Below are 11,886 nucleotides of genomic sequence, written 5' to 3'. Positions count from 1 at the left end.
GCTTACACCTAACACATAGAAACATACTCAACAGAAATAAGGGGACTTAGAGTGAACAAGTCGGAACTGATCGATGCAATTGCAGCATCTGCTGATATCCCGAAAGCTGTTGCCGGTCGCGCTCTGGACGCGGTGATCGAGTCCGTTACTGGCGCCCTGAAAGCCGGTGACTCCGTCGTACTGGTCGGCTTCGGTACCTTCGCTGTCAAAGAGCGTGCTGCCCGCACCGGTCGTAACCCGCAAACCGGCAAGCCGATCAAGATCGCTGCTGCTAAGATCCCGGGCTTCAAAGCCGGTAAAGCCCTGAAGGATGCTGTTAACTAAGCGTCTTTTTGGACTCGACCTGTCCGGCTCAGCTATCGGCTGAGTCGGCCGCGGAGCGGCGGTTCGGACCGTAAGGTCCAATACAACCGCTGGGGTCGCAGGCCTGGGCCTGCTGCTTCGCCAGTTACGAGAAGGCGCATCCTCGGATGCGCCTTTCTTTTATCCGCTTATCCATGACCCACGCCAAGCCGACACTGACGGCAGGCCGTGGCCGCTTTTGGGGGCCGCATGCTGCAAAACATCAGGGACAATTCTCAAGGCTGGATCGCCAAGACCATTATCGGGGGCTGCGTCGTTGTCATGGCGCTAGGAAGCTTCAATGCCATCATGCGGGCTTCCCACCACGAGAATGTCGCTGCCAAGGTGAACGGTGAAGACATCAGCCTCGGCGAGCTGCAGCGCGCTCAGGAGAACCAGCGGACGCAGCTGCAGCAGCGGCTGGGCAAAGACTTTGATGCCTCCGCGCTGGACGAAAAGCTCCTGAAGGACGCCGCTCTGAAGGGTTTGATCGAACGCCAACTGGTGCTGCAGGCCGCTCAGGGAGACAAGTTCGTCTTTTCGCAGCAGCAGGTTGACCAGCTGATTCTGCAGACCCCGGAATTCCAGGTGGATGGCAAGTTCAGCGCTGAGCGCTTCGACGAGTACGTGCGTCGAATGGGCGCCAGCCGCATGCAATTCCGCCAGATGCTCGAGCAGGAAATGCTTATCGGGCAGCTGCGCGCCGGTATTGCAGGTTCCGGTTTCGTGACCGATGCGGAGCTGCAGAGCTTTGCGCGTCTGGAGAAGCAGACCCGCGACTTTGCCACTCTGACCTTCAAGGCTGATCCGGCCAAAGCGGAAGTGTCGGACGCTGACCTGAAGAGCTACTACGACGCCCACAAGGCCGAGTTCATGAGCCCGGAGCAGGTCGTAATCGACTACGTGGAGCTGAAGAAGTCGTCCTTCTTCAACCAGGTCAGCGTGAAGGACGAGGACCTGCAGGCTCAGTATCAGAAAGAAATTGCCGGTCTGTCCGAGCAGCGCGATGCCGCACACATTCTCGTCGAGGTGAATGCCAAGCAGACCGAAGCCCAGGCCAAGGCCAAGATCGAGGCGCTCAAGGCGCGCCTGGACAAGGGTGAGGACTTCGCCAAGCTGGCCAAGGAAGCCTCCAACGACGTGGGTTCCGCGTCCAATGGCGGTGACCTGGGTTACGCTGGCCGCGGTGTTTACGACCAAGCCTTCGAAGATGCCCTGTACGCCCTGAAGAACAAGGGTGACGTTTCCGCCCCGGTTCGTACGCAATACGGTTGGCACCTGATCAAGCTGATGGGTGTGCAGGCGCCGGATGTACCCAGCTTCGCAAGCCTGAAGCCCAAGCTTGAGCAGGATCTGAAAAGCCAACTGGTCGAGCAGCGCTTCGTTGAAGTAGGCAAGCAGCTCGAAAGCTCCGCCTACGAGGCATCCGACCTAAGCCAGCCGGCCCAGGAGCTGGGGCTGAAGGTGGAAACCAGCAAGCCGTTCGGCCGCGAAGGCGGCGAGGGCGTGGCTGCCAATCGTCAGGTGGTGCAGTCGGCATTCAGCACCGAGGTGCTGGAAGACGGCGCCAACAGTGGTGCGATCGAGCTGGATCCGGAAACTGTGGTCGTACTGCGCGTTAAAGAGCACCACAAGCCTGAGCAGCAGACTCTGGAGCAGGTTGGTGCGCCGATTCGCGAGCAGGTCAAGCGCGACCATGCTGCCGCGGCGGCCAAGGCTGCTGGCGAAGCTCTACTGGCTGGCCTGCGCGATGGCAAGACGCCGATCGCCCAGGCGCAAAACGGTCAGACCTGGAAGGTCGTCGAGGCCGCTTCGCGCAGTCAGGAAGGTGTCGACCCGCAGCTTCTGCAAGCGGTCTTCCGTATGGCGCGTCCGGCCAAGGCCGATCAGCCGACGTTCTCTGGCATCACCCTGAACAATGGCGATTACGTACTCGTTCGCCTGAATGGTGTCAGCGAACCGAGCGCCACCCTGAGCGACCAGGAGAAGGCCATGTATCGCCAGTTCCTGGCTTCGCGCAGCGGTCAGGAAGACTTCGCTGCCTTCCGTCGCCAACTGCAAGACCAGGCTAAGATCGAGAAGTACTGATCTACAGCCTGTATGGAAAGGGGCGCTTATCAGACTGTGTGAAAACCTAGCCGTCTGAGCACAAGCCAAAGACACTGCCCGTATCGATCGATACGGGCATTGTCGTTCATGGGCTATATCCGCGGTGAAGGGCGTGATCAGGGCAGCTTGTTTCCAGTGTCGCTGGATGAGTGGGTTCCCGAAGAACATCTGGTCCGCGTGATCGAGGCCTATGTGGCGCGGCTGGATCTGCAGCGGCAGGGCATCAGCAAGGCGCAGGCGAGCAAGGTCGGACGCCCGGCCTATGATCCGGCCGACCTGCTCAAGCTGTACCTATATGGCTACTTCCAGCGCATTCGTTCCTCGCGCCGACTGGAAGCCGAATGTCAGCGCAATGTCGAAGTGATGTGGCTGCTGGGCCGACTGGCGCCGGACTTCAAGACCATTGCCGACTTCCGCAAGGACAATGGCGCGGCGTTTCAGGCGAGCTGTCGTGCAGTTTTGCCGCCAGATCGGGTTGCTCGGTGGTCAGTTGGTGGCCATCGATGGCAGCAAATTCCAGGCGTGCGAGGATGCGGGCATCACGGCGTATGTACCGCCGAACCGTGGCGTTAACAATCATGGCAACGGCACGGCGCTGTTCGATCGCAGCGCCTTTACCTACGACGTGGATCATGACTGCTATCAGTGCCCGGCAGGCCAGTGGCTCCTGCTCAAACAGGCACGAGGCACAGAGAGGCTTTATGCGATCGCCGGCGACTGCCGCGCTTGCCCTTTGAAGGCGCGCTGTACGAATAGCCAGCGTCGCCATCTCAGCCGGCATGCCCATGAATCCGCTTTCGAGCGCATGCTGCAACGCCTGAAGGCCCGGCCGGAGATGACGGTCGGGCGCCGGGCGATCGTCGAACACCCCTTTGGCAACCTGAAACAGTGGGTATTCGGCAACGGCCGCTTCCTGCTGCGGCAGCTAGCGGGAGCCAGGACAGAGATGGCCCTGGCCGTGCAGGCCTACAACCTCAAACGTGCGATTCAGGTACTCGGCTCTCGGCGCCTGATTGAGTTGATGGCCTGAGGCTCTCCAGAAACACCAACGCCCCGAATCGGTCGGGGCGTTGGTATGGCCTCGCTCTCAGCGTGTTCTCACACAGCCTGATAAGCGGCCTATCTCGTGGGCGGGAGGGGAGTGTTATTCCTCGTCCAGCTGCCCCATCGCGGTGGTGTTGAAGCCGCCGTCGACGTAGAGGATCTCGCCGCTGATGCCGCTGGCCAGGTCGGAGCAGAGGAAGGCGCCGGCATTGCCGACTTCCTCGATGGTCACGTTACGGCGCAGGGGGGTCTGGCGCTCGTTAGCGGCGAGCATCTTGCGGAAGCTCTTGATGCCCGAGGCGGCGAGGGTGCGGATGGGGCCTGCGGATACAGCGTTGACGCGGGTGCCTTCCGGGCCGAGGCTGCCGGCCAGGTAGCGTACACCGGCTTCCAGGCTGGCCTTGGCCATGCCCATGACGTTGTAGTTCGGCATGGTGCGTTCGGCGCCCAGGTAGGAAAGGGTCAGCAGGCTACCGTTGCGGCCTTGCATCATCTCGCGTCCGGCCTTCGCCAGGGCGACGAAGCTGTAGGCGCTGATGTCGTGGGCAATCCTGAAGCCTTCGCGGGTGGTGACAGCGGTGAAGTCGCCGTCGAGCTGGTCGCCCGGGGCGAAGCCAACGGAGTGGACGATGATGTCCAGGCCATCCCACTTCTTGCTCAGCTCTTGGAACACGGCTTCGATTTCGGCGTCGTTGGCGACGTCGCACGGGAAGCACAGGTCAGCGCTGGAACCCCAGCCGGCGGCGAACTCTTCGACGCGGCCCTTGAGCTTTTCGTTCTGGTAGGTGAAGGCGAGCTCTGCGCCCTCGCGGTGCATTGCCGCGGCGATACCGGAGGCGATGGAGAGTTTGCTGGCGACACCGACGATCAGCGCGCGTTTACCGGCGAGAAAACCCATGTTCGTTCCTTCCTCTTTCAGGTCATTCATCAATCGCTTCTGCCGGGGCCATGAAAGCGGCTTCCAGCAGTTGCTGTGTGTAACGGTGGCTAGGCGCAGTGAAGATCTCCTGCGCCGGGCCGCTTTCGACCACCTTGCCCTGTCGGATCACCAGCAACTGGTGGCTCAGGGCCTTCACCACCGCGAGATCGTGGCTGATGAACAGGTAGGTCAGGTTGTACTTGGCTTGAAGATGGCGCAACAGCTCCACCACCTGGCGCTGTACCGAGCGGTCGAGCGCCGAGGTGGGCTCGTCCAGCAGTATCAGCGCCGGTTTCAACACCAGTGCGCGGGCGATGGCGATACGCTGCCGTTGCCCGCCGGAAAACTCGTGGGGGTAGCGGTTCCGGGTTTCCGGATCCAGTCCCACCTCCACCAGTGCCTCTATGATCCTTTGTTGCTGTTCCTTCTCGTCACAAATTCCGTGAATCTCCAGGCCTTCGCCGACGATCTGGCCCACCGACAAACGGGGGCTCAGGCTGCCGAACGGATCCTGGAAGACCACTTGCATCTCGCGCCGCAGCGGTCGTACCTGGGCCTGGTTCATGGCGTCCAGGGCATTGCCCTCGAAGCGAATGCCGCCGCGGCTGTCGATCAGGCGCAGGATGGCCATGCCCAGTGTCGACTTGCCGGAACCGCTTTCGCCGACGATGCCCAGGGTCTGGCCCTGGCGTAGGCTGAATGCGATACCGTCCACGGCCTTGACGTGGTCCACCGTGCGCCGGAACACCCCTTTCTTGATCGGGAACCAGACACGCAGGTCGTCCACCTCCAGCAAAGTCGGCCCCGGCGGATTCTCCACCGGACCTCCCCGCGGCTCCGCTCCGAGCAGTTCCCGGGTATAGGGATGCTGCGGAGACTGGAACAGGTTTTCACAGGACGCTTGTTCGACGATGCAACCGCGCTGCATGACACATACCCGATGCGCAATTCTTCGCACGAGGTTCAGGTCGTGGGTAATCAGCAGCATGGCCATGCCCAGCCGGGCCTGCAGTTCGCGCAGCAGATCGAGGATCTTCAGCTGCACGGTGACATCCAGGGCTGTGGTCGGTTCGTCGGCAATCAGCAGTTCCGGCTCGCAGGCCAGCGCCATGGCGATCATCACCCGCTGTCGCTGGCCACCGGAGAGCTCATGGGGATAGGACTTCAGGCGCGTTGCCGGATCGGGGATGCCGACCAAGTCGAGAAGCTCCAGCGTGCGTTTGCGCGCCGCCTGGCCTTGCAGACCCTTGTGCAGGGCCAGCACCTCGCCGATCTGCTTCTCGATGGTGTGCAGGGGATTGAGCGAGGTCATCGGCTCCTGGAACACCATGGCGATGCGGTTGCCTCGAATGCCCCGCAGTTTGCGTTCCGGGGCTTGCAGCAGATCCAGCTCGCCGTAGCGGACGCTACCGCTGGGATGACGTGCGGTGGGGTAGGGCAGCAGGCGCAGGATGGAGTGGGCAGTTACGGACTTGCCGGAGCCGCTTTCGCCGACCAGGGCCAGGGTTTCCCCCCGGCGGATGTCGAAGCTGACTTTGTCTACCGCATGCACGATCTCGTTGCCGCTGGAGAAATCCACCGAGAGGTCGCGGATCTCGATGAGGTTGTCGTTAGGTTGCACAGAGGCGCTCATCTCACTTCCTCGGGTCGAATGCGTCGCGCGCTGCTTCGCCGATGAATACCAGCAGGCTAAGCATCAGGGCGAGTACGGCGAAGGCGCTGATGCCGAGCCAGGGCGCCTGCAGGTTGGATTTGCCCTGAGCGACCAGTTCGCCCAGGGACGGAGAACCAGCGGGCAGGCCGAAGCCGAGGAAGTCCAGCGAGGTCAGGGTGGCGATGGCGCCGGTCAGGATGAACGGCATGAAGGTCAGGGTGGAGATCATCGCGTTGGGCAGGATGTGGCGGAACATGATGGTGCCGTTCTTCATGCCCAGGGCGCGGGCTGCGCGCACATATTCGAGGTTGCGGCCACGGAGGAATTCCGCGCGCACCACGTCGACCAGGCTCATCCAGGAGAACAGCAGCATGATGCCCAGCAGCCACCAGAAGTTCGGCTGCACGAAGCTGGCGAGGATGATCAGCAGGTAGAGCACCGGCAGACCGGACCAGATTTCCAGGAAGCGCTGGCCGAGCAGGTCGACCCAGCCGCCATAGAAGCCCTGCAGGGCGCCAACAAACACGCCGATCACCGAGCTCAGGGCGGTCAGCACCAGGGCGAAGAGTACCGAGATGCGGAAGCCGTAGATCACCCGGGCGAGCACGTCGCGCGCCTGGTCGTCGGTACCCAGCCAGTTTTCCCGGGTCGGTGGCGACGGCACGGGGACGCGCAGGTCGTAGTTGATGGTGTCGTAGCTGTAAGTGATGGGCGGCCAGAGCACCCAGGCGTTCTTGTCGGTGAACTGCTGGCGCATGTAGGGCGCCTTGTAGTTGCCTTCGAGCGGGAACTCGCCGCCGAACACGGTTTCGGGATAACGCTTGAACGCCGGGAAGTACCACTGGCCGTCGTAGTGGACGACGAGCGGTTTGTCGTTGGCGATGATTTCCGCACCCAGGCTCAGGGTGAAGAGCACGAGGAACAGCCAGAGCGACCACCAGCCGCGCTTGTTGGCCTTGAAGCGCGCCCAGCGGCGCTGGTTCATCGGGGACAGGCGCATCGCATCACTCCCGGTTCTCGAAGTCGATGCGCGGATCGACCAGTGTGTAGAGGACGTCGCTGACCAGCTTCATGACCAGGCCGAACAAGGTGAAGATGAACAGGGTGCCGAAGACCACCGGGTAGTCGCGGTTGAGCGCCGACTCGAAGCTGAGCAGGCCGAGGCCGTCGAGGGAGAAGATCACCTCGATCAGCAGCGATCCGGTGAAGAACACGCCCAGCAACGCCGAAGGGATGCCGGCGATGATCAGCAGCATGGCGTTGCGGAATACATGGCCGTAGAGCACCTGGCGCTCGGTCAGGCCCTTGGCGCGTGCGGTGACCACGTACTGCTTGCCGATCTCGTCGAGGAAGCTGTTCTTGGTCAGCAGGGTGATGGTGGCGAAGTTGCCTATCACCAGTGCGGTGATCGGCAGGGCGAGGTGCCAGAAGTAGTCCTTGATCTTGCCGAAGGTACTGAGCTGGTCGAAGTTGTTGGAAGTCAGGCCGCGTAGCGGGAACCAGTCCCAGTAGCTGCCGCCGGCGAACAGCACGACCAGCAGGATGGCGAACAGGAAGGCCGGGATTGCGTAGCCGACGATGATCGCCGAGCTGGTCCAGATATCGAACTGGCTACCGTTGCGCACGGCCTTGGCGATGCCCAGTGGGATGGACACCAGGTACATGATCAGGGTGCTCCACAAGCCCAGCGAGATGGACACCGGCAGCTTCTCGATGATCAGATCGGTGACCTTGGCGTCGCGGAAGAAGCTGGTGCCGAAGTCCAGGTGGCAGTAGTTCTTGAGCATGATCCAGAAGCGCTCGGGCGCCGGCTTGTCGAAGCCGTACATGCGCTCGATCTCTTTCACCAGCTCCGGGTCCAGGCCCTGGCCGCCGCGATAATGCGAGGAGCCGCCTGAGGCGAGCTCGCCGCCGCCACCTGCAATGCGCCCGGTGGCGCCGCCGGCGGCGTTGTTGATGCCTTCGAGCTTGGCGATCATCTGGTCCACCGGGCCGCCGGGAGCGGCCTGGATGATGATGAAGTTGATCAGCAGGATGCCGAACAGGGTCGGGATGATCAGCAACAGGCGGCGCAGGATATAGGCCAGCATCAGCGAGACTCCTGCTGCGCCGTAGCGGTGGAAGGTTCGGCGTTTTCACGCGCCTGCCACCAGGTCATCAGCGCATAGCTGTAGGGCGGCAGCTTCTGCGGATGGGCCAGGCGGTTCCAGTACGCCAGTCGCCAGGTGTCCAGGTACCAGTTGGGGACCACGTAGTGTCCCCATTGCAGGGCGCGGTCCAGGGCGCGGGCGTGATGCACCAGCGAGTCACGCGAGTCGGCGGCGATCAGGCCCTCGACCAGTGCATCGACCGCCGGATCGCGCAAGCCGATGAAGTTGCGACTGCCGGGATTGTCGGCGCTGCTCGAATGCCAGAACTCACGCTGCTCGTTGCCTGGTGAATTGGACTGAGGCCAACTGGCGACCATCATGTCGAAGTCGCGCGAGCGCAGCCGATTAACGTACTGGGAGACATCGACCAGGCGAATCTGCAGGTCGATGCCCAGTTCGGACAGGTTGCGCTTGAAGGGCAGCAGCACGCGCTCGAAGTCAGCCTGGGCCAACATGAACTCGAAACTCAGCGGCTTGCCGTCGGGGTCGACCATGCGGTCGTCGACGATCTTGTAGCCGGCGTCGAGCAGCAGGCGATAGGCCTTGCGCTTCTGTTCGCGAATGATGCCGCTGCCGTCGCTTTCCGGCGGCTCGAAGACGCTGTCGAAGACCTGCGGCGGCAGCTTGTCGCGAAGCGGTTCGAGGATCTTCAGTTCCTCGGCGTCTGGCAGTGCGTGGGCGGCCATTTCGGAGTTCTCGAAATAGCTGCGGTCGCGCTTGTAGGAGCCGAAGAACATCTGCTTGTTGGTCCACTCGAAGTCGAACAGCAAGCTGATGGCTTCGCGCACGCGCACGTCCTTGAATACCGGGCGGCGCATGTTGAAGACGAACCCTTGCATGCCCCAGGGATTGTCGTTGGGCAATTCCTGGCGAACGATGCGTCCGTCGCGCACGGCTGGCGAGTCGTAGGCGGTGGCCCAGTTCTTGGCGATGCGCTCTTCGTTGAAGTCGAACTGTCCGGCCTTGAAGGCTTCCAGGGCGACGGTGAGGTCGCGGTAGGAGTCGACGACCACGGCATCGAAGTTGTTGAAGCCGCGATTCACCGGCAGGTCCTTCGCCCAGTAGTCCTTGACCCGCTCGTAGCGAATCGAGCGTCCCGGGTCGACCTTGGCCACGCGATAGGGACCGCTGCCCAGCGGCGGCTCCAGGCTGGTCTTGCCGAAGTCGCGGCTGTCCCACCAGTGCTTGGGCAGGATCGCGATTTGCCCGAGGATCAACGGCAGTTCGCGGTTGCCCGCACGCTTGAAGTCGAAGCGAACGCGCAGTCGATCTTCGGCTACCACCTTGTCGACGTCCGCATAGTAGTTGCGGTACATCGGGTCGCCCTTTGTCATCAGGGTGTTGAAGGTGAAGACCACGTCTTCGGCGGTCACCGGGGTGCCGTCGGCGAAGCGCGCCTGCGGTCGCAGAAAGAAGCGCACGAAGCGTTGTTGTGGGTCCTTTTCGATCTTCTCGGCGAGCAGTCCGTATTCGGTGAAGGGCTCGTCCAGCGAGTGGAAGGTCAGGGTGTCGTAGACCAGGTTGATCTGCGACGCCGGATTGCCCTTGGGAATGAACGGATTGAGGCTGTCGAAGCCTCCGAAGTCGGAGAGTCGCAGGGTGCCGCCTTGCGGCGCCTTGGCGTTGACGTAGTCGAAGTGCTGGAAGTCGGCGGGGTACTTCGGTGGTTCGTCGTAAAGGGTGATGGCGTGCTGCGGGGCGGCTTGCGCCAGAGTCGCCAGACCCAACAGCGCGGCGGCCAGAATGCGGCGCATCATGGGCGCATCTCCCGGCAGGCAGCGCGTCGGCTTCCAAGAATCCCTGCGGCGAGGCTGGCCGACTCGAGAAGGTGCGCGGGAATCAGGGGTGGGTGCTTGGGCATCATGCAGTCGTCGGGTCCATTCGGGATGGCGTTGTTTGTACTGGGTCCGGTCCGCCTTGCGCAAGCGCGGCAAGCGCCACCCGGCGCATTTGGCGCGGGGCGACCGGGAGGATTCGGCATCAGGAAGCGAATAGACCGGGACTGACCCGCCGAGGTTTCCGCAAAGGGAACGAGATTCGCGTCGCAATTCGTTTGCCGTTGACGGCCACAGGCATGCAGGACGTCGGAGCGCGAAGCTATACCGGCCCGAGTTCTTCTAAAGTAACAGCTTGTTTCTCCAGCAAAAGTATATGCTGAATGGGCATAATGCCATTGCAGCGTCAGAGCACCTCAAACGCATTTTCGAGGGTTGTCCCGTGAACACCGCCAAACAGGGGCTGGACTATTGGATCGAGCGCCTCAGCGAGGCCGAGCTGCCGGCCTTGGCCGCGGTGGTTCAGGACCTGCAGCAACTTGCCGCGCACGATCAGTCGTCGGTACGGCAACTGGCGGAAGTGCTGCTGCGCGATGCCAGCCTGACCTCCCAGGTGCTGCGGGTTGCCAACAGCGTCTACTACAACCCCTCGCAGGAAAGCATCCGTACCATTTCCCGCGCGATCGTACTGATCGGCTTCGAGAACGTGCGGCTGATCGGGCTTTCGGCCTGCCTGATCGACCAGTTGCTGGGCAAGGAACCGCGCGAACAGCTGCTGGAGCTGCTCGCGCGTGCTTTCCATGCTGCCGTTCAGGCGCGCAACCTGGCGGGTTTCGTGCTCGCTCGCGAGCAGGAGGAAGTGTTCATCTCCGCGCTGCTCTACAACGTCGGAGAGCTGGCTTTCTGGGGCGGCGGCGGTGAGCAGGCCGATATGCTTTCGGCGCTCCTTCGGCAACCTGGGCAGGAGCAGGAGGCTGCGGTGCGCCAGGTGCTGGGGATCAGCTTCCGCCAATTGACGACGGGCCTGATGCGCAGTTGGGGATTGGGTGAGAGCCTCGGGATGGCGGCGTCCGGAGGCTCCCCGCGTGATCCGGCTTCACGCGCCGTGGCTTTGGGGGTGCGGATCAGCGAGGCAGCACTGGATGGCTGGGACTGCCCCGAAATGGAAAAGCTCGTTGACCAGGTCGCGCAGTTCACTCAGTTGCCACGCGAGGAAGTGCTGCCGCTGATTCTGGCAAACGCCGAAGAGGCCGTTAAGGTGGCGGCGACCTTCGGTGCCAGTCGGCTGTGCAAGCTGATCCCGCAGACCGACCCGGAGCAGATCCGTCTGCAACAGGAACGGCGTCGTGCGGCGTTGCTCCAGCCGGATCTGGATCAAATGCGTCGCTGCCTTCAGGAGCTGGGCACGCTCGCCGGTGCGCCAGCGGGCATCGAGGCGGTGCTCGACAATCTGGTCGACGGACTACACCGCGGTGCGGGCCTGGAGCGCGTGATGGTGGCGGTGCTGGCCGAGCAGCAGACGCGCTATCGCGTGCGCCGGGCTGCCGGCGAGGGGAGTGACGCGTGGCTGGCGAATTTCGAGCTGCCTGTCGGCAAGGGCGCCGATGCGCACCTCTTCGACTACGTGCTCAAGAGTCGCGAACCGGTGTGGATGGGCGTTCCCGTCAGCTACGGACTGAGCGATCTGGTCAGCCAGACGCTGCGCCAGCACCTGGGGCAGGGCATGTTCTTCATTGCGCCCTTGCTGGCCGGCAAGCGACAGGTCGGTGTGCTCTATGCCGATAACCGCCCATCGGGGCGCGCGCTGCTGCATGAGCAATACGTGGCCTTCCGGCATTTCACTCAGGCGGTGGGGCGCTGCCTACAGGCCCTTAGCCAGCGCTGAGGGCTGGG

8 protein-coding genes and 1 pseudogene are annotated in these 11,886 nt (G+C 62.7%); 4 read left to right on the top strand and 5 right to left on the bottom strand.

Annotated elements, in window-relative coordinates; translation table 11 throughout:
- Positions 1-51: 51 nt before the first annotated feature.
- The 3 genes and pseudogenes from hupB to ACA097_RS02980 all read left to right on the top strand — a co-directional run bounded on the left by hupB (position 52) and on the right by ACA097_RS02980 (position 3,481).
- Positions 52-324, top strand: coding sequence for a nucleoid-associated protein HU-beta (gene hupB / locus ACA097_RS02990; RefSeq protein WP_003087931.1), 273 nt, complete (start codon positions 52-54; stop codon positions 322-324).
- Positions 325-552: 228 nt separating this feature from the next.
- The gene (locus ACA097_RS02985) at positions 553-2,430 is read left to right on the top strand and encodes a SurA N-terminal domain-containing protein (protein WP_371368429.1); all 1,878 of its coding nucleotides are present in this window, start codon (positions 553-555) and stop codon (positions 2,428-2,430) included.
- Positions 2,431-2,538: 108 nt separating this feature from the next.
- Positions 2,539-3,481 (top strand): annotated as a pseudogene (locus tag ACA097_RS02980) (transposase).
- A gap of 114 nt (positions 3,482-3,595) precedes the next feature.
- Here ACA097_RS02980 and fabI read toward each other — a convergent pair.
- Genes fabI through ACA097_RS02955 form a run of 5 tightly spaced genes read right to left on the bottom strand, consistent with a single transcriptional unit; the run spans position 3,596 to position 9,975 of the window.
- Positions 3,596-4,393: an enoyl-ACP reductase FabI gene (fabI, locus tag ACA097_RS02975; RefSeq protein ID WP_043251238.1), complete on the bottom strand. Its 798-nt coding sequence runs from the start codon at positions 4,391-4,393 to the stop codon at positions 3,596-3,598.
- Between the two features lie 22 nt (positions 4,394-4,415).
- Positions 4,416-6,047: an ABC transporter ATP-binding protein gene (locus tag ACA097_RS02970; RefSeq protein WP_371368427.1), complete on the bottom strand. Its 1,632-nt coding sequence runs from the start codon at positions 6,045-6,047 to the stop codon at positions 4,416-4,418.
- Between the two features lies 1 nt (position 6,048).
- Entirely contained in the window at positions 6,049-7,068 is a 1,020-nt protein-coding gene (locus tag ACA097_RS02965; protein WP_371368425.1) for an ABC transporter permease, read from the bottom strand.
- 4 nt (positions 7,069-7,072) lie between these two features.
- Positions 7,073-8,158, bottom strand: coding sequence for a microcin C ABC transporter permease YejB (locus ACA097_RS02960; protein ID WP_371368423.1), 1,086 nt, complete (start codon positions 8,156-8,158; stop codon positions 7,073-7,075).
- Complete coding sequence (locus ACA097_RS02955) at positions 8,158-9,975, bottom strand: extracellular solute-binding protein (protein WP_371368421.1); 1,818 nt, start codon at positions 9,973-9,975, stop codon at positions 8,158-8,160. The genes ACA097_RS02960 and ACA097_RS02955 overlap by 1 nt, the downstream gene beginning before the upstream one ends.
- A 460-nt stretch (positions 9,976-10,435) precedes the next feature.
- Between ACA097_RS02955 and ACA097_RS02950 the strand changes: the two genes are divergently transcribed.
- Positions 10,436-11,878, top strand: a complete 1,443-nt coding sequence (locus ACA097_RS02950; protein WP_371368419.1) for an HDOD domain-containing protein — start codon at positions 10,436-10,438, stop codon at positions 11,876-11,878.
- Positions 11,879-11,886: the final 8 nt, after the last annotated feature.

It is taken from the genome of Pseudomonas sp. QL9, from assembly GCF_041409665.1.
GTDB classification, from domain to species: domain Bacteria; phylum Pseudomonadota; class Gammaproteobacteria; order Pseudomonadales; family Pseudomonadaceae; genus Pseudomonas; species Pseudomonas knackmussii.
Note: the sequence above shows the minus strand (reverse complement) of the source record. Positions and strands in the feature narration are given on the sequence as shown.